Below are 20,310 nucleotides of genomic sequence, written 5' to 3'. Positions count from 1 at the left end.
GCGAATTGACTTCGCAAATGTTTTGCACCAACTATGTTGGTGACCCTACACATTTGTTAATATCGAAACGATATTCAGTTTTCAATGATCTACTTATTTGAAGAAGTTCATCCCTCAAACAACTTAAATTATATTACATGGTTTCACGTTGAAAGTCAACTACAAACATTTAATTTACAAAATTAAATTTCTGATTGCTCTTTTGCAAAAACCAACTTTATTAATATACCTGATACCAGGCAAAAGGTCAACAAAAAAACAGACACAAATTAATGTGTCTGTCTCTTTTAGTTTGTAGATGATACCGTTTCTGGAATTGTCTGTGGCGTTCCACCTAATTCAGGGGCATTTGTCACATATTCCGTGTATTTATCATCATGTTTCTTATAAACAGAAGTTGGCTTCTTGCGTTGCTTTTCAGCCAAAGATGAAAGGGTATCTTGTTTCTTGTAAGAGTAATCCTTTGCATCATCCTTCTTATAACCTGGTAACTTATGGAAACGTAACAAGTCTCCAGTCTGCACATCGTCAGAATACTCAAGACTCTTATCGACATAATCTTGATCGTGATCAATGATCGACTTAGCTCGAGGATCCTCGCTTGGCTTAATTTCAGTTCCAGACTTTGTGACGTAATAGTTTCCACCATACTTCACATAATCCTTAGAAACAAAGTTTCCATTACGGAACGGCACTACCTGACGGTTACCCTTTGAGGCTAATAAATCTTGTCCAAACTGAATATTATTTGAAGTTGAGATACCTAACAAGTGCAACAAAGTTGGCATCACATCGATTTCTCCACCATACGTATGCTTAATACCACCTTCACCTTGCAAAGCTGGTGAATGGATAATAAATGGCACCTTTTGCCAATTTGCCAAGTCATATGGTGTAACGTTCTTCTTACCTGTCAATTGTGCAATTGCCTTTGGATGATTTTCTGAAATACCATAGTGATCACCATACATCACAATCACAGTATTCTTATACAAACCAGACTTCTTTAGATATTGCTCAAACTCACCAAATGATTGGTCAAGATAGCGAGCAGTTTGTACATAACCATCAACTGTCTTATCGCCAGTATCAGTCTTTGGAATTGAAATGTTTTGCTTGTCCAAATCATAAGGATAGTGGTTCGTAACAGTAATAATCTTTGAATAGAATGGTTGTGGTAATTGATCTAAGTACTTTGCTGAGTCACGTAAGAAGATTTTATCCTTCATACCGTAACCAATGTTGTAACTATCCTTATCACTATCAGGGAAAAATGGCTTACTAAAGAAATAATCATATCCCCAATTCTTGTATGTGTTATCTCGATTCCAGAAACTTCCAACATCACCATGGAAGGCAGCCGTTGTATAGCCACGTTGATCAAGCATATCTGGAACTGCTTGGTACGTATTTGTAGAACCATAGTTAACCATGGCAGCTCCAGAAGCAGTTCCATATAATCCATTTTCTAACATATTTTCAGCATCGGCCGTCTTTCCTTGCCCAACCTGATTGTAGAAATTATCAAATGATAGTGAATCTTTACTATGATAGAAACGGTTAATATTCGGCGTAACCTCTTGTCCATTGACTTTGTAGTCAATCAAGAATTGTTGGAATGACTCCAAATGGAACATGATGACGTTCTTGCCCTTCAACTTACCGTAGTATTGCGCATTAGGCATGGTCTTATTGTCATCAACAAAGCTTTTAACTTTCTTCAAGTCTTGAGCATTCGCTTGTTTCTTCTCTTCAGCCGTTTTATGCGTCTTATAAATATTATAAACAGCATATTCATTAAGCCCAAGATACTTCACAATATAATTATTATCAAAGGTACGCGTTAATAAGCCTGAACGATCATTTTCTGCCAAACCATAATCAACAAGCATCAAAGCTGCTCCTAAGAGCGTCACCAAAGCTGCAATGCGCTTTCGAACTGCCTTTTTATCAATTTTGATACACTTAAACGCAATCAATAGCGTTAGCACAATGATGTCGGCAAAAGCTAAGAAATCCGAACCTTGAATAATACCACCTAAGGCCTTACCAAGATTATTTCCGGCAGAGCCACCAGATGACATAATATTAAGCGACAAAAAGTCTGTAAATTCGCGATAATACAAAATGTTCGCAAAGAGCCAAATGGACTGAATCAAATTGACAAATAACATTGTCCAATATGTCGCCCGGCCTCTGAAATACAATCCGATACTTAGCAAGATGATTGCGGTTGGGATTGGATTTAAGATTAACAAAAACTCCTGCATGGGTCCTTTTGCGCCAAGACTAAAATCATGCTGATACACAAAATAAGTCTTCAGCCAAACAAAAAAGACATTTAAGACGAAAAAGCCCATTGTCGTATTAAAAAGAAACGAGCTGCATTTTTTTACAGCATCATTTACACGTTGCATGTTTATATACCCCATTATATTTAATCAATCAGACTTACCATATACTTTCTATTTTAAGCCTAACTTAAGTACTATTTATCCCGCAGGCGCTGCGAAGTGGTCTTGATACTGAAAGCGAAAATTCCTGAGAACATACCGAAATAGTATGTAATTAAACGCCAAAGAATCATCGCAATTACCAATTGCGCGTGTGTTGGCAAGAACTGTGCAAACAAAACTGAGAAGCCAACTTCCGCTCCACCGGCTCCACCAGGAATTGGGAATAATGAAATCACCATCACAATTAAAACGGTGAGGGCCATAACTAGTGACACATTCACATGTTGCGCTCCTAAACCTAGCAAAATAAAGTAGGGGATTAAATAATAAACCAGTAATTGAACAAATGTCACTGCGATTGCCAAATAAACTGGCTTCAAATTTTTGCGCATCATTTCACTCTCTTGGTGAAAATTACTAATCTTTTCTTCCAAGATTGCTTGCCATTCGTTCGCCTTCTTTTCTGAAAACGGACGAACTAACTTAATCACAAAACGCACAATGGCATCGGTCGTTTTAGGCCAATACATGACCATTAACAAAACAACAATGACAACAAGATGAACCAAAAATCCTAAAATTAAAACAACTGTCCAACTGTGAATCGTATCCACTAAATATTCATACCCAATGACCAATGCCACCAAAAAGTTGATGACAATCATGCCTTGGTAAATAATAAATTTCATCGTCAGAATTGAGCCACCACGCCCCACATCGATACCAGACTGCGCTAAGGCAACTAATTGCATCGGCTGTCCCCCAGCCGAGAACGGAGTAATTCCATTACCAAGTTGTTCAACTAAGGGCACCCGCATTGCGTCACGCCAACTAATTTTTTCGTGAGCATCATCCACAAAGATTTTTACGACAACACCCTCGAGGGCTAAATAGGCCACCATTGCCAGTACGGCCATAATTAGCCAGCCCCATTTAGCATGTGCAATACTGCTTGCAAACTGGGCCCAACTAACATCACGAAACGACCACCAAAAAATGCATATCCCCACTATGAGCATTGCCACAAAGACTGCAAAATTTTTCTTTGACATTATTTCACCTCAGCTTGTTCGGTATAAAATTTTTCCCAAAGTTTAGCCACATTATCGGCAGAATAACGATCTGATGCCGCTAGAGCATCTTGTGAAAGTTTTTCTTTTAAAGCATCGTCTTCATTGATTTGTTCTAACTTAGTTTGCATTTCTTCCCGGTTCTTTGCAGGCAAATAATAACCTTCAATAATCGCTTTATACAAATCCAAATCACGTAACACAGTTGGTGTACCAGTGCTGAAGGCCTCCAACGCCGACATTGGGAACAACTCGGTATAGCTTGGTAGCAAGAACACATCTGCCACATTGTAATAGGCATTCATTTCACTTCGATCAACAATTCCTGGAAAGCTCAAATTTGCTGGTGGGTTATCAACCACTTTCTTCAAATCTTCATAACCAGCTGTCATAGCCCCAAATGAGAAACCGCCAGTCCAAACAAATTGCCATTGTGGATTTTGACGTGCTAATTCAATAAAGTCCCAAACACCTTTACGCTCTTGCACCTGACCAACACCTAAAATTACAAAAGCATCTTGATCAATCCCAAATTTTTCACGCCAAGCCCGCTTTTGATCGTTAGACATGGGATAAAAAGTATCTTTTGAAACAAAATTGGGAATATATGTTACTTTGTCCCGCTTCACACCTAAATCAACTAGCTTATCAATAAACGTCGGATTAACGACCACTAGATGATCCATCCGCTTATAAAAAGTCATGACGTACCAATAAAAAAGCCGTTTAATCGGCTTAGGTAACTTAATTGAATCTTCTAATGTTTCCGGCAAAAAATGGACGTAACCAATTTTACGTCCCCGGCCCGGCAAAAAAGTGCTCAAGAAAAACGTTGGATTGATAGTATGGTAATGACTAATATCCGTCTTGCTGTATTTATTAAACTTTAGTGGAAATTTTTCAGGAAACTTTTCTTCCAACAAATTTACTAATTCACGATAAGCTGATCCAACACCTTGACCGGGTACTGATTCAGCCGCAGAAAACATTGTTATCTTAATCATCTTGATCTCTCCTAAAAGGATGCAGGAATGAACGCACATAATTAGCGTTATTTTCCTCAGCTGCATCGTCATCTTCGTCATCATGATAGATTGAGAGCGCCTCTTTATAAAAATCCGCGATACGTTTGCCAAAGGTTACTTCATCAATTTCATGCAACAAACTTTCCCGGGCATCTGGTGTTCCCAAAGTAACGCCTGCTTTTTTTGCTTTTAAGTATTTGATGATTGGTTGGGCCATATCTTCTGGCCGATCAACTAAGCTACCAATACTTTCGTCACAAACAATACCATCCATATAATCACTCCGCATAGCAACCACTGGAGTCTCCGCAGTAATTGATTCAATAAATGTAATACCTTGTGTTTCTGAAACGGAAGCCGAGGCAAATACATCTCCTAAGCGGTAGTAACTATAGACTTCATCATGTTGAACTTCACCAACAAAGATAACACTCGCTTGAATGCCCAAATCAATTGCTTGTTGTTCAAGCGATTCTCGGGCCGGACCATCCCCAACAATGACAAATTTTGCATCAGGCACTTGTTCAAGAACTTGGGCAAACGCCGTTAGTACATCATCGATATTTTTTTCAAAGGCCACCCGGCCAATTGACACAACAATTGGATTTGATGGATCAATACCAAGTTTTTGATACAACTCTGAACTGTGATCTTCTGATGCATCATGGTGCGTTTTAACACCTGTTGGAATAATTGCAATAGGCGCCGTAATTTTATAATCTTCCAGCGTATCGTATGTTTGCTTAGATGGCGCAATAATTCCCGTCATCCCATGCAAGAAATAACGCGCAATTACTGCAACCCCACCAGGCTTAATTAACTTTCCATTTGCTAAATAGTGGAGATAATCTTCATAATTTGTATGAAATGTATGCACAATCGGGATATGCATTTGCCGAGCGACGAATTTACCAATCATGCCCAGCGAAAATTCAGTTTGTGTATGTACAATGTCTAGATTTAATTCTTTAGCAATTTGAAGCGCTTGGATACCACCTCGATATGTCATGCGGCGATCTTTAAACCACACAAAAGGAACACTTGAAAAGCGATAAATATGTGGTTCGACTGTCTCTTTGGTCACTTTAGGATCCGTTGAAGTAAAAATATAAACTTGATGCCCTTGAGCTTCAAGCTGTTCTTTAAGCGTTTTGATTGAAGTCGCGACACCTGAAACTTGCGGAAAGTAAGTATCCGTGAATAATCCAATATTCATACAAATCACCTTTCATAAAATTCATTAGTTGTTCTATTTTAACAGTAATTTTTAAAAACGTATAGACTTCTCAAAAAAAGGCGACAAATAAAAAAGGCGCTAGCCCAAAGGTCTATCGCCTAATCCGATTATGCTTGGTGTTGTTGACTCCATTGTTTGGGATCCAAGCGCCAGTCTGCTAATGCCTTCAATTCTGCTTCGCTCATAGCACCAGCTGCTTTTTCGACTTCTAACAAAGCTGAATAATTGGTCAACGACTCAAAAGGTGTATTGGCTGCTGCAAAGTTCTTATCAGCGTCTGGCAATTCATAAGAGAAAATTGCTAACACCCCTAAGACAGTGCTACCTTCTCGCCGAACTGCATCAACGGCACCTAGCACAGAACCCCCAGTCGAAATCAAATCATCAATCAAGACGACTTTGTCTTCCGGCTTTAAAGCACCTTCGATTTGCTTTCCAGCTCCATGATCCTTAGGCTTTGAACGCACATAAATCATTGGTAAATCAAGCATTTCAGCAACAAGTGCTGCATGTGGAATCCCTGCGGTAGCTACCCCACCAATGACGGTTGCATCTGGATATTTTTCACGAATTAAATCAGCCAAGCCTGATGCAATTAAGCGACGCACCTTGGGAAAACTAATCGTCTTACGATTATCAGTATAAATGGGACTCTTCAAACCAGACGCCCATGTAAAAGGCTCATTTGGTTGCAACTTCACAGCTTGAATATCAAGTAATGCTTGGGCTACTTCTTTTTTATAATCTGTCATCTTAAGCTCCTTGTGTAAATTCTTGAACAACTTGGCGGTAAGCTTGCACTGGCTCCGCTGCTTGCGTAATTGATCGTCCGACCACAATCCCATCGGCTGTCATTTGTCGTGCTCGCGCCGGTGTCACGACACGACTTTGATCACCGACTGCATCCCCTTGCAAGCGTATCCCTGGGGTAATTGAAAGAAATCCATCGCGGGTTGCGTTATGAATCATTTCTGATTCGAATGCAGATGAGATGGTTCCTGCCAAACCAGCTTCATCTGCCAATTTTGCAAGATGTGTCACTGACTCGGCCATGGTCGCCTGAACCAACTGAGTCGCTTGCATCGTCGCTTCTGAGAATGATGTCAACTGCGTAATTCCCAATAGTTTTGGCGCTGTGGCCCCAACTGCTTGTGCGCCTTGTTCAGCTCCACGTACCGCTGCTTGCATCATTTCAACCCCACCAGCAGTATGCACTGTCAAATAATCTAAATCAAGACGAGCTAAATTAGCGACAGCATGTTCAACCGTATTTGGAATATCGTAAAGTTTTAAGTCCAAGAAGACTGTAAAGCCGGCATCTTTCACGGCTTTCACGAATTCTGGACCTTCTCGGTAGAATAACTCCATCCCAATTTTCACAGCTGGACGTTCTTCAGCAGGAAACTGTTCTAAAAAGTCCCATGCGCGTTGCTTATCCGTAAAATCAAGGGCAATAAATACAGTTTGCATTTAAATCTCTCCATTCTTTTTCATTATGTATGCCGGCCCAGGCCGGCTTATTTTTACATGGCTTCAACATCGAACGAACGTGCTTCAAGCACACGCAACAATGCTGCCACAGTATCCAAATTCGTAAACAAAGGTACAGCATTTTCAATTGCCGCATTTCGAATCTTACGACCATCATTTTCGGCAACTTCGTCAGCTTGCGTTGTGTTAATTGCTAATTGCAATCGTCCATCGCGCAGTGCTGTCACTGCATTATTATCCGATTCTGAAATCTTATCAAGCACTTCCACACGCAATCCGTTGTCAGCAAAGAACTTTCCAGTTCCAGCAGTTGTAACCAACATAAAGCCTAGTTGATCAAAACGCTTAGCAAGGCCGAGTGCTTCGGTCTTATCGTTGTCAGCAACTGTGAAGAGTACTTTACCAAATTCTGGAATTTTGATATTAGCGGCTTCAAAGGCCTTATACAAAGCCTTTTCATACGTTGTATCTGATCCCATGACTTCGCCAGTTGATTTCATTTCTGGTCCAAGCAATGAATCAACCATTGGGAGTTTCGTGAATGAGAAAATTGGAGCTTTAACATGAACACCCTTTGTCTCTGGTACCACACCAGTTTCAAATCCCATATCGGCCAACTTTTCGCCTAACATCACTCGTGTTGCCAATTGGGCTAACTTCAAATCAGTAACCTTTGAAATAAATGGCACTGTTCGTGATGCCCGAGGGTTCACTTCAATCACATAGGCTTTGTTTTCATGAATAACAAATTGGACATTCATTAGACCAACTGTGTTTAAGGCCTTGGCCAATGCAATTGAGGCCTCTGCCATTTCATCTTTAACCTTTTGGCTCAAAGATTGTGATGGATAAACTGACATTGAATCTCCTGAGTGCACACCAGCGCGTTCAATATGTTCCATAATTCCAGGAATAACTACCGTCTCACCATCTGAAAGCACATCAACTTCAGCTTCTTGTCCCACTAGGTATGAGTCAATCAAAACCGGATGATCATTTGAAACTTGTACCGCACGTCCCATGTAATCAACTAATTCATCTGAATTAGCAACAATTTCCATCGCACGACCACCTAAAACGTATGATGGACGAACTAGCACTGGATACCCAATTTCTTCAGCGGCATTAATTGCCCCCTGCACTGTCGTCGCTGTTTTACCAACTGGTTGTGGTAATTGCAATTGCTTAATCACTTGGTCAAATTCTTCACGATCTTCTGCTCGATCCAAATCTTCAACACTAGTTCCTAAGATTTTTACGCCATGTTGTGCAAGCGGTGCTGCTAAATTGATTGCTGTTTGTCCACCAAATTGCACAACAACGCCCATTGGTTGTTCCAAATCGATTACGTTCATCACATCTTCTAAGGTTAGTGGTTCAAAATAAAGCTTGTCAGAAACTGAGAAATCAGTTGAAACTGTCTCAGGATTTGAATTCATAATAATCGCTTCATAGCCAGCTTGTTGAATGGCCTTAACTGCGTGAACAGTCGCATAGTCAAATTCAACCCCTTGACCAATCCGGATTGGACCAGAACCAAGCACTAACACACTCTCACGATCAGATTTTTCTGATTCATTCACTTGTTCATAAGTTGAATAGAAATATGGTGTTTGTGATTCGAATTCAGCAGCAACTGTATCAACCATCTTATAAACTGGATACAAACCATGTTGTTGACGATACTCTGTCACTTCATGCTCTGTCTTACCCCAGATTTCGGCAATCGTTTTATCAGCAAAGCCATTGCGCTTAGCTAATTCTAAGGTATCAACTTCGCCAACATTTGCTTGGAGGGCTTGTTCAATTTCAATGATGTGCAATAGCTTATCTAAGAAGAACAAGTCAATCTTTGTTCGATCATGAATTGTCTCAGGAGACACACCACGACGTAACAACTCAGCTATCATGAAGAGACGGTCATCACGAGCAGGCATTAATGCATCTAACAAATCAGCATCAGTTGTACCTTCAAAACGCATATCATTTAAACCAGTAACCCCAATTTCAAGAGAGCGAACCGCTTTATTCATTGCTTCTTCGATATTTCGCCCAATTGCCATGACTTCACCAGTTGCCTTCATTTGGGTTCCCAAGCGACGATCCGCTGAAACAAACTTATCAAATGGCCAACGTGGAATTTTTACAATCACATAATCCAATGCAGGCTCAAATTCAGCCATTGTGGTTCCGGTAACCGGATTAGTAATTTCATCTAAAGTCAAGCCAACTGCAATCTTTGCAGCCATCTTAGCAATTGGATAACCCGTGGCCTTAGAAGCTAAGGCTGAAGAACGTGAAACACGTGGGTTCACTTCAATGATGTAATACTTGTATGACGCTGGGTCCAAAGCCATTTGGATATTAACGCCACCTTCGATGTTTAAGGCCCGAATAATCTTCAAAGCTGCATCACGCATCATTTGGTATTCACGATCCGACAATGTTTGCACTGGTGCGACAACGATTGAGTCTCCAGTGTGGATACCAACGGGATCAAAATTTTCCATTGAAGCAACAATCAAAGCATTATCATCAGCATCACGCATAACTTCAAATTCAATTTCTTTAAATCCAGCAATAGAACGTTCAATCAAAACTTGAGTTACAGGTGAAAGTTCTAACCCATTTTCAGCAATTTCAACCAATTCATTATAATTATTGGCAATTCCACCACCAGTTCCACCAAGTGTGTAAGCTGGGCGTACAATCACTGGATATCCATGCTCATCGGCAAAAGCAACCGCTTCATCGACCGTTGTGGCAATCGTTGACTCTGGAACCGGTTCATCCAAACGATCCATCAACGCCTTGAATTCTTCACGATCTTCCGCTTCTTCAATGGCTGAAAGTTTCGTCCCTAATAGTTCAATGTTTAATTCATCTAAAATACCAGATTCAGACAACTCTTTAGCCATATTCAAACCAGTTTGCCCACCCAAAGTTGGCACGATTGCATCAGGACGTTCCTTACGCAAAATACGTTCCAAAAATTCTAATGTCAAAGGTTCGATATAAACTTCATCAGCAATTTCCTTGTCAGTCATGATCGTGGCTGGGTTTGAATTCACCAATACAACCTCATAACCTTCTTCTTTCAAAGACATTGCGGCTTGCGTTCCTGAATAGTCAAATTCGGCAGCTTGTCCAATCACAATTGGACCAGAACCAATTACTAAAATCTTATTAATATCTTGGCGTTTAGGCATGTGTCTGTTCCTCCTTGTGCTTAGCTGCCATGGCTAGAAATTCATCAAACAAATACTCAGCATCATGAGGACCTGGCGCGGCATCTGGATGGTACTGAACTGAGAAGGCTTGATGATTCTTCAAACGCAAGCCTTCAACTGATTCATCATTAATTTCATATTGCGTAATTTCTAAGTCAGTGCCTGGAATTGAATCACCATCCACCATGTAACCATGATTTTGGGATGTGAAATTCGTTTTTCCAGTTTGCAAGTCCTTAACTGCATGGTTAAAACCACGATGTCCGAACTTCATCTTCTTGGTCTTAGCACCATTAGCAAGTGCAAACAATTGATGTCCCAAGCAAATTCCCATCAATGGCAATTGTTCCTCTAACTCACGAATGACTTCTTGAATCCCTTCAACTGACTCTGGATCACCAGGCCCATTTGAAAGTAAAACGCCATCTGGTGCAGCATCAAGAATTGTTTTTGCGTCGACTGTAGCTGGGAACACCATTACATTCGCATTACGACGAGCCAAGGCACGCAAAATTGAATTTTTCAAACCAAAATCAATCATCGCAATTGTGACACCATCGGTTGGGTTAACGTACATATTTTTACTACCAACTTCAGCTACTTGGTTACTTGATAATGTCTGTGCCTTCAGATTGGCAACAGTATCTTCTGTCACCTCATCGACCAATGTTGCTTTCAAGACACCATAATCACGTAGTTCTTTAGTCAATGCGCGTGTATCAACACCAGTAATTCCTGGCAAATCATTACGTTCAGCCCACTCAGCAATTGACATTTGTGAACGCCAGTTTGAAGGACGTCGTGCAATTTCATGCGTCACAATCGCTGTAGCAGCGGGCTTAAATGATTCAAAATCATCACGGTTGATACCATAGTTACCCACTAGTGGATAAGTGAAAGTCAAAATTTGACCATGATATGACAAATCGGTAATTGACTCTTGATAACCAGTCATTCCCGTATTAAAAACTAATTCTCCGGTAACTGGCTTTGTTGAACCAAAACCCTCCCCGGTATAAACAGATCCATTTTCAAGAACTAGATAGCGTTTCATGTGTGCTCCTTTGATTATTCATTAACGACTGATGGTGCAGCTGTATATACAATTTCACCATCCATAAGCGTCATACTTGTTTGTCCGTAAATTGTGGCACCAATAAATGGTGAATTTACTCCCTTTGAAACAAATTCGTCGGCAGTAATGGTATGAGCATGGTCAATATCAAACAAAGCCAAATCGGCTTTTTGTCCGACCGCAACAGCTGTCGGCGCGTCCAAATTAAAGGCCTGTGCTGGATTTTTAACCATCCATTGTTCCAATTGCTCAACTGTGGCAATGCCCGAACGTACCAAATGGGTATAAAGTAATTGGAAGCTTGTTTCGATTCCTGTAATCCCAAAGGCCGCCCCCACAAATGAACGTTCCTTTTCTTCTACGGCATGTGGGGCATGGTCAGTTGCAACCATATCCAACGTCCCATCTAGCAAACCTGCTACAACCGCTGTTCGATCTTCAGATGTCCGAAGAGGTGGATTCATCTTAAATAATGCGTTATCTCCGTCGATATCATTTTCATCTAACAACAAGTGATGTGGTGATACTTCGGCTGTCACATCTACCCCTTGTTGTTTTGCAATACGTACCAATTCGACTGATTCTTTGGTTGAAATATGCGCAACATGATAATGCACGCCCGTTGCCTTGGCGATAACCAAATCACGTGCCAATTGTGCAGATTCACCTAATGGGTCCATCCCTGGTAATTCTAATTCTGCTGACCGCGCCCCCAAGTTCATGACACCACCATCAACCAAACTTTCATCTTCCACATGCGCTACTAATGGACGATTAACTTCTTTGGCAGCAGCCATAGCATCACGCATTGTTTTCGCACTTTGCACACCCTTACCATCATTTGTAAAAGCAATGGCTCCGGCTTGGGCAAGAGCCTGCATGTCGTCAACCGTCTCAGAAGTTAGGCCATCTGAAATTGCTGCATATTGTTCAACATTAATTACACCATTCGCTTGATTAAGCGCTTGGACTTGCTTAAAGGCTTCAACCGTACTTGGCACTGGATTTAAGTTTGGCATCGCTAAAACCGTTGTAAAGCCACCGCGCGCCGCCGCCTTTGATCCTGTTGCAATGGTCTCTTTATATTCGAAACCTGGTTCACGAAAATGCACATGCACATCAATTAAACCTGGCATCAATAGTTGACCGTGCGCATCAATTACCCGATCAGTTTTAACCATTAACTTAGGTGCCATTTCAGTAATTTTGCCATCACGGATAACAACATCCGTCTGTGTAAGTTCATTATCATGTTGAATAACTCGGGCATTCTTAATTTTTAAACTTGCCATTTGATATTTCCACCAATCTAGTTAATTTAACGACAATCCTTTAGGCATGCTTGATCTTACCGTTCTTGATTTGGCCAAAATAAAAAGGCCGGAAACGTAAGGTTTCCGGCCTTTGTTAATCGTCAAATTTTACATACGTAAACATCGATTAATTTCAAAACCAAACCCTTACTAGTCTCTCTGGACTATCTTTAAAAGGTATTTCATCGCTTAAATTAATATAACACTATTTTTACTTCTAGTAAACATTTAACGGTTTAATTTTAATTAGTAAAACATTTTACTAAACACTTAATTAACTGACTTTGTTTTCTACCAAAATTTGTTGGACCACTGCATCCATTTCTGGCGTCCGTGTCCACTCTTGATACTCTGGAATCGCGACTTCGGCTGGGATGTCAAAATTCTCGTTAACATATTTTTCATACTTTTGGACATTGGTTGAATGCGGAATATTCAATTTTAAAATTCGAACTTCTTGAATCATCCCCTGATCCGCTGCATATTCAGCTTGTCCGTTATGCAATAAGTTGCCAATTTCTTTATATTTTGTACCATCCAAGCGGGTTACTTCTTCGATGATATCTAAAGTTTGATATCCTGCTACTGACATTATTTTTCCTCACAACTCTATTAAAAAAACCGAGCCAAGACCCGGTTCATTTTTCTACACTTGATACTTCAACTTAATTAACACCAACAGTTTGTTCAACCACATCAACAATCCGTTGTGCAAATGATTGCGCTGATTCGTCAGTTGGTGCTTCAACCATCACCCGGAGCAAATCTTGTGTTCCAGAAGGGCGAACCAAAACGCGTCCATTTCCATTCATTTCATCTTCAACTTGCTTGATGATAGCTTGAATTTCTGGGTTCTCTAAAGCTGCCTTCTTATCTTGAACTTGTACATTGATCAAAACCTGTGGGTAACTCGTCATTTGAGCTGCCAATTCAGATAATGGCTTACCAGTTGCCTTCATAACATGTAGCAATTGAAGCGCTGTTAATAGACCATCTCCTGTGTTCGCCCAATCCAAGAATACAACGTGTCCTGATTGTTCACCACCTAGGTTATAACCTGACTTAACCATTTCTTCAACGACATACCGGTCACCGACATCTGTCTTAACCGGCTTCATATCATTGGCTTCCATTGCTTTATACATTCCGATATTTGACATCACAGTCGTAACAATTGTGTCTTGCTTCAAACGACCATTATCAGCGAGATACTTTCCCGTGATAAACATAATTTTGTCTCCGTCAACAATGTTTCCATTTTCATCCGCAGCAATTAAACGGTCTCCGTCACCATCAAAGGCCAAACCAACTTGGGCACCCTTTTCAACTGTAAATTTAGCAATCGCTTCCGGATGCGTTGAACCAACGCCTTCATTGATATTTAATCCATCAGGATTAGTTGCCATCGTGTCAAATGAAGCGCCCATATCAGCAAATAAGTTTGTAACCAAACCAGAAGTAGCACCGTTCGCAGCATCAATCGCAATGTGCATACCAGTTAAATCATCGGGAATTGTACTTTGCAAATATGATAGATACTTTCCACCACCTTCAGGGAAGTTAGAAACCGTTCCAAGCCCTTCAGCTGCTGGACGTGGCAGTTCATCAACTGGTGCATCTAATAATTGTTCGATTTCACCTTCTAATTCATCTGATAACTTAAAACCATCTGAACCAAAGAACTTAATACCGTTATCTTCAGCTGGATTATGTGATGCCGTAATTTGAATTCCAGCATCAGCCTTTTGTGCTTGCACTAAGTAAGCAACACCTGGTGTTGAAATCACACCAAGACGCAAAATTTCAATCCCAACTGATAGCAAACCTGCTACCAAAGCAGATTCAAGCATTTCACCTGAGATTCGTGTATCACGACCAACGATGACACGCGCTTGCCGGTTTTCAGCATGACGCGTTAAAACTGCACCGCCCATTCGTCCCAAGCGGAAAGCCAGTTCGGGAGTCAATTCTTTATTGGCAATGCCCCGCACGCCATCAGTTCCAAAATAATGTAAATCAACCATAATTACTTCTACTCCTTAGGTGTCACTTGAACTTCAACAGTCGTTGGTTTCACAGTGACATTTTTACCTGCATTTAGTTTAACTTTTAGGACCTGTTCGCTTTTGATATTCTTTAAATCAATGGGAACATCGATCGTTTTGACCTGGTCTACATCCTTCATTTTACCATAAACAGTGGCTTCATTGTTGTCCACGTTAATCCGGTATTGCTTAACATCACCATTCTTAGGCTTAACTTTGATTGGTACCTGACGGCTACCTTCACCGCTATGAACAGCTAATTGCACGGTTGTAACTTGTGGTGAAATTTTCACATTAACCGGTTTACCATTCGCATCTAGTGCTTGTAACGTCACATCTTGACGCAAATCACTCTTGGTATCACGTGGTACTTGCAAATTAGCAACCACACTCTGCACTGTATTCACAGCTTCAGCCGTCCCCATGACTTCAACATTCTCGACGGACGAGTTCGGCTTCCCAGCATGATAACCATCAGCAATCGCATTATGATCAAACTTAGTCTGCACTGAATAATTCGCCACTGCACGTTTGGCAATATTTACATTAATTGTGCTGGGGTTCAACTTATAAGTTAAATCTCCACTAATGCCGGATACCCGTAACTTTACTCTGTGATCACCCTCTGATAAATCCTTCAAATCAGCATAAACTTGGAAATTCTTAGTGTTTTTAGCAGAGGTCACTAAAGCAGATGATCCAGAAACAGTAATATCAACTTTTTCAGGGGCACCACTAACATAATAATTGTCAATATTGATGCCACTCAACTGCAATGGCACTGAGAAAGTGGCATTCTTTGTTGGCACTAAACCAATCGCGCGACCATCTAAACTACGTTCAGTCGATGAACGGTTTTGTGCGTTCCGCGTGATACGACTATCGTGTTGTTCATTAACATATGCAGCCAACAGGATTGCCAAGACTAAACTGATTAACAAATAACCTAATTTACTTAACTTATTATTCATCAATTAGTCCTCCTTCCCAGGCTTAACTGCATTCAAAAATCGAGTAACGATATTTTCATCAGTATTTTTAGGCTTAGGCAACAATTGACGCTCCAAGTACTTCATGTAATCTTCTCGTGAAAGATCTTGCATCAATTCAGCATTTCGCGTAATCGTTACGCCACCAGTCTCTTCAGATACAACGATTGTCAATGCATCTGTAATTTCAGAAATTCCAACAGCAGCTCGGTGCCGAGTTCCCAATTCCTTTGGAATCGTTGGATTATCTGAAAGTGGGAAATATGCAGCAGCTACGGCTAATCGCATATCCTTAATAATCACCGCCCCATCATGCAAAGGCGTATTCGGAATAAAGGATTGAATCAACAGCTGACTACTCATTTCAGCGTCAATTTTAATCCCCGTTTCCATATATTCTTCTAAACCTGTTTCCATTTCAATCGAAATCAAGGCCCCAATATGACGCTTTGACATATATTGAATGGCTTCATCCAAATCACTAATAAATTGCCGTTCATCTTGATCATTCTTGTGATTTTTAAAGAAAGCTGATCGTCCAAGGTGTTCCAACCCACGTCGAATTTCAGGTTGGAAAATCACAACTAAGGCAATCACACCCCAATTAATAATCTGATCGGTTAACCAAGAGATTGTACTTAAATCAAAGAACCAACTGACCAATTTAACGATCACAACGATGGCAACACCACGTAATAGTGTAATCGCCTTAGTTCCCCGAATTAGCATAAATAAACGGTAAATTAGCCACCAAACAATTAGCACATCAATGACTTGTGTTAATTTTATGTTCCCAATAAAGTCCAAAATTTGTGTCATAATTACCTCTACTCATGATCTTGTGCTAAAAAACTAGCTTCGTCTAAATTAATATCCTGACGAATCTTCAAAGCTATTTTATCATTGATAAAGCCCGCTTGATAGAGATGCTCTAAGGCCGTACGTTGCGCCGTATAACCTTTTAATGACAACTCTTGTTGCAAAGCATGGGGCGATTTTGAATTAACTGTTTTAACCCGCTTTTTTTGCTGATTAAGCAACGAATGGAACAATACCTTCATATGCTTGATTGCTGTTAATTCAGTGCGTCCGAGTTCATCACCATGCGCTTGTTGATAATCTTGCATTGCATCCAAACCAGCTTGGGCCAACGTCTTAGCAGATAAGGCGTATTCAGCGCGTAATTGGTCTGAGTCATTATGACTCAACCAAATGCGCAAAGCTCTAAGGCCACGTCGAATCAAATGTTCTAGATTAAAACGGCCCTTGCGTTTGGTCTGGCTCTGCAAGGTTTGACTTAAATCGTCTTCTACTCGATCCAGACGACGACTTTCACTGTCATAAACTAATTGACTGATTTGGTGTGTTTTTAATAATTCGTCTAAAGCCTTACGTTGCGCCATTAGCGCCATATCTCGAAAGCGCAATTCAGTTTGTAGAATTTTTTGTAGTTTATTGGCTTTAAGTGATTTCACTTGTAATCGTCGAATTTTAATGTAATAATTCGTCAAAATTTCATAAACAACGCTCGCGTTTGATTCTTTTAACTCACCTTCCAAATCATGCACGGCCGATTGCAACACATAAATGTGCGCGCGTGGTTCAGACATATATTTGGCCACATCAGGTTGATTAACTTTTGTCTTACCATTCTTACTTGAATTTGCAAACAATGGTAGAAAAATTACTGCTGCGAGCAACGACAACACAATCACCATCGCAGCGATAAATAACATCATACTCCGTGCTGGGAACGGTGCCCCAGAATTAACATACAAAGGTACCGATAACACTCCGGCCATCGTCACAGCACCACGAATCCCCGTTAATCCAGCCATTACCGCATTTTTAAATGATAGCGGCGTATCTTTGACGCGTCGACGTTCCCAAATTTGGTTTAAATATGACCAAACCACACGAATCGCAAACAATAAGAACCAAGTCAAAAAGGCATATAGCATTAAGGTCGTAAAGGGAACCAGATGTGTACCATCAAGATGGATATTAATTGCAACGGGTAATTCAACACCAAGCAAGATAAAGATAAAGCCATTCATCACGTAGCTAAAGACACGCCACGTAGTCTGATTTACTAAATAAAACTCGCCACCAGTCGGCCCAGTATCTTTAAGCTGCAAATTCTGAACAATCGCAGCAATAACAACGGCAATCACTCCCGATGCGTGCAAACTTTCTGCAGCAATATAAATTAAAAATGGCGTTAATATATTAGTTACCACACTCACAACTGCCGTTGTTGCCTGTTCTTTTAGCAACCATGCTTGGAGTCGATTCACCAGTGTGCCTAAGATGGCTCCTAACAGCGCGGCAACAATCGTCATGTAGAAAAAATCACCTGTGGCATGAATGAGTGAAAAAGTCCCTGACACCGTAGCAGCGATAGCAAATTTAAAAGCAACCAAACCACTGGCATCATTAATTAAACTTTCTCCTGCTACCAGATGCATCAGCGCTGGTGGTAGTTTCGTTTGTTGACTAATTGAAGCCACAGCCACTGGGTCAGTGGGCGACAAAATTGCAGCTACGGCGAACGCCACCGATAACGGCATGGCTGGTATCATTAAATAAATACCATAACCACCAATTAATGTCGTTAAAAATACCAGTAAAATGGCATTCCCAAAAATTGGGCCACGTAACTCCCACAGTTCCCTTTTAGGGAAGTTCCAAGCATCTGAATACAATAATGGTGCAACAAACAGCAACATAAACCAATGGTTGTCTAAATCAATTTTTACGCCAAAGGCCAAGGCTACAAACAACCCTAGGGCAATTTGAATTAAGCTAACTGGTACGCGAGGAATAAAATGCGAAATGACATTCGCAATCACGACTAATAATGCCAATCCGATTATCGTTTCTAAAATCAGCATTGCCGAAATCCCCCTTTTGTTTGTGCCATGTTAGTCTAAAATCCGTACTTCTGGTTCCAGTGCAATATCATATTGTGCCTTAACTTCATCTTGAACGTGATGAATTACAGCAACATAATCCGCCCCCGTAGCATCACCTTTATTCACAATAAAACCAGCATGTTTGGTTGAAACTTGGGCGCCTCCAATTTGGAACCCTTGTAAGCCAGAATCCATAATCAACTTCCCAGCAAAGTGCCCTTCAGGTCGTTTAAACACTGATCCACATGATGGATATTCTAACGGTTGCTTGCTAGCACGGCGCTCATTGAAGTCTTCCATCCGCGCATTAATTTGTGCAGGATCATCATTTTCCAAAGCAAAAGTAGCACTAATAATCACTTCACCGGTCGCTTGTACAGCTGAATGCCGATATCCAAAATCTAATTCTGCATTTGAATAATGCTTAAGCTCACCATCAGGTGTCAACACATCTGCGCCAACTAAACAATGATCAACTTGTCCACCATAGGCTCCCGCATTCATATATACAGCGCCTCCGACTGACCCTGGAATACCAGCTGCCCATTCTAGGCCACTCAAACCATGTTCGTAGGCAAATTGTGTAACATCAATAATAGCTGCCCCAGCTGCGGCAGTGACTGTTTTCGCATCTGTATCCACAGTAAGCTCTGTTAGTTCCGTTAAGAAAATCACTAAACCAGTTAACCCCTGATCAGAAATAATTAGATTAGATGCGTTTCCTAACACTGTTACCGGAATATCGGCTTGATGCGCGTAAGCGACCACTTCACGCAATTCATCATTATTTTTTGGCCAAAAAATCCAATCTGCCGGTCCACCAACCCGGGTATTGGTATAAGCTGATAACGCTTGATTTTGCTTAAACTCATAGCCTGGAAAGGCTTGAATAAAATTAGTTTCTTGCATAACTGAACCTTTCTAAATTACTTTCACTAAGGGCTTAATTTCTGATACCCCGAATTCATTTGCTTCACGCACAAGGATTTTGGCAGCGGCTACCGTATCATCCAACGCATTATGATGATGTTGTAATTGAATTTGTAGCGCATCAGCCACTGTATTTAATTTATGGTTAGGCAATTCTGGGTATAGTCGCCGTGATGTCTTAACCGTATCAAGTGATAAATAATGAGCTGGCTGCATACCATAATGTAATAGGCTTGCTTTTAAAACACTATTATCAAATGGTGCATTATGCGCAATCACTAATTGATCAGGCGTATAAAATTGCTGAACTTGTTGCCATACCGCCGGAAAATCTGGTGCATCAGCTACCATAGCAGGCGTAATCCCATGAATCCGGGTATTTCGAGCATCAAAATTAATATCCCAATCTGGTTTAATTAAACTATAAAATTCATCGACAACTTGATTATCGCGAACCACTGCAATCCCTAACGACACTGCACTGTGGCGCTTACTATTTGCCGTTTCAAAATCCATTGCAATAAAGTTCATCAT

Annotated in this window: 16 protein-coding genes; all 16 read right to left on the bottom strand. The window is 40.7% G+C overall.

Annotated features, from left to right (window positions below):
• Nucleotides 1–287: 287 nt before the first annotated feature.
• On the bottom strand, nt 288–2,417 hold the full coding sequence (locus tag JOC36_RS07970) for an LTA synthase family protein (protein WP_205145962.1): 2,130 nt from the start codon (nt 2,415–2,417) through the stop codon (nt 288–290).
• A 71-nt stretch (nt 2,418–2,488) separates the two neighbouring features.
• Nucleotides 2,489–3,508, bottom strand: coding sequence for a lysylphosphatidylglycerol synthase transmembrane domain-containing protein (locus JOC36_RS07965; protein ID WP_205145961.1), 1,020 nt, complete (start codon nt 3,506–3,508; stop codon nt 2,489–2,491).
• On the bottom strand, nt 3,508–4,530 hold the full coding sequence (locus JOC36_RS07960) for a glycosyltransferase family 4 protein (RefSeq protein ID WP_205145960.1): 1,023 nt from the start codon (nt 4,528–4,530) through the stop codon (nt 3,508–3,510). The genes JOC36_RS07965 and JOC36_RS07960 overlap by 1 nt, the downstream gene beginning before the upstream one ends.
• Nucleotides 4,523–5,767 carry a glycosyltransferase family 4 protein gene (locus JOC36_RS07955; protein WP_205145959.1) on the bottom strand — a complete coding sequence of 415 codons (1,245 nt, stop codon included), beginning with the start codon at nt 5,765–5,767 and terminating at the stop codon, nt 4,523–4,525. The genes JOC36_RS07960 and JOC36_RS07955 overlap by 8 nt, the downstream gene beginning before the upstream one ends.
• Before the next feature lie 128 nt (nt 5,768–5,895).
• Nucleotides 5,896–6,540, bottom strand: a complete 645-nt coding sequence (gene pyrE, locus JOC36_RS07950; protein ID WP_205145958.1) for an orotate phosphoribosyltransferase — start codon at nt 6,538–6,540, stop codon at nt 5,896–5,898.
• Between the two features lies 1 nt (nt 6,541).
• Nucleotides 6,542–7,258: an orotidine-5'-phosphate decarboxylase gene (gene pyrF, locus JOC36_RS07945; protein WP_205145957.1), complete on the bottom strand. Its 717-nt coding sequence runs from the start codon at nt 7,256–7,258 to the stop codon at nt 6,542–6,544.
• Between the two features lie 53 nt (nt 7,259–7,311).
• The gene (gene carB / locus JOC36_RS07940; RefSeq protein ID WP_205145956.1) at nt 7,312–10,488 is read right to left on the bottom strand and encodes a carbamoyl-phosphate synthase large subunit; all 3,177 of its coding nucleotides are present in this window, start codon (nt 10,486–10,488) and stop codon (nt 7,312–7,314) included.
• Complete coding sequence (locus tag JOC36_RS07935) at nt 10,481–11,563, bottom strand: carbamoyl phosphate synthase small subunit (protein WP_205145955.1); 1,083 nt, start codon at nt 11,561–11,563, stop codon at nt 10,481–10,483. Before JOC36_RS07935 ends, carB begins: the two co-directional genes overlap by 8 nt.
• A 14-nt stretch (nt 11,564–11,577) precedes the next feature.
• Nucleotides 11,578–12,876 (bottom strand): dihydroorotase, encoded by a 1,299-nt coding sequence (locus JOC36_RS07930; protein ID WP_205145954.1) that lies wholly within the window; start codon nt 12,874–12,876, stop codon nt 11,578–11,580.
• Nucleotides 12,877–13,171: 295 nt separating this feature from the next.
• On the bottom strand, nt 13,172–13,489 hold the full coding sequence (locus tag JOC36_RS07925; RefSeq protein ID WP_205145953.1) for a hypothetical protein: 318 nt from the start codon (nt 13,487–13,489) through the stop codon (nt 13,172–13,174).
• Nucleotides 13,490–13,562: 73 nt separating this feature from the next.
• Nucleotides 13,563–14,921 carry a phosphoglucosamine mutase gene (gene glmM, locus JOC36_RS07920; RefSeq protein ID WP_205145952.1) on the bottom strand — a complete coding sequence of 453 codons (1,359 nt, stop codon included), beginning with the start codon at nt 14,919–14,921 and terminating at the stop codon, nt 13,563–13,565.
• Between the two features lie 8 nt (nt 14,922–14,929).
• Nucleotides 14,930–15,913 (bottom strand): CdaR family protein, encoded by a 984-nt coding sequence (locus JOC36_RS07915; RefSeq protein ID WP_205145951.1) that lies wholly within the window; start codon nt 15,911–15,913, stop codon nt 14,930–14,932.
• Nucleotides 15,914–15,916: 3 nt separating this feature from the next.
• A complete protein-coding gene (gene cdaA, locus JOC36_RS07910; protein ID WP_205145950.1) occupies nt 15,917–16,750 on the bottom strand; it encodes a diadenylate cyclase CdaA in 834 nt (277 codons plus the stop codon).
• Between the two features lie 8 nt (nt 16,751–16,758).
• Nucleotides 16,759–18,825 carry a Na+/H+ antiporter gene (locus JOC36_RS07905; RefSeq protein WP_205145949.1) on the bottom strand — a complete coding sequence of 689 codons (2,067 nt, stop codon included), beginning with the start codon at nt 18,823–18,825 and terminating at the stop codon, nt 16,759–16,761.
• A 30-nt stretch (nt 18,826–18,855) separates the two neighbouring features.
• The gene (murB, locus tag JOC36_RS07900) at nt 18,856–19,755 is read right to left on the bottom strand and encodes a UDP-N-acetylmuramate dehydrogenase (protein ID WP_205145948.1); all 900 of its coding nucleotides are present in this window, start codon (nt 19,753–19,755) and stop codon (nt 18,856–18,858) included.
• A gap of 12 nt (nt 19,756–19,767) precedes the next feature.
• Entirely contained in the window at nt 19,768–20,307 is a 540-nt protein-coding gene (locus JOC36_RS07895) for a 3'-5' exonuclease (RefSeq protein WP_205145966.1), read from the bottom strand.
• Between the last annotated feature and the right edge of the window lie 3 nt (nt 20,308–20,310).

It is taken from the genome of Weissella uvarum (assembly GCF_016908785.1).
GTDB classification, from domain to species: domain Bacteria; phylum Bacillota; class Bacilli; order Lactobacillales; family Lactobacillaceae; genus Weissella; species Weissella uvarum.
The sequence above is the reverse complement of the archived record's forward strand: the minus strand, read 5'-3'. Positions and strand labels throughout refer to the sequence as shown.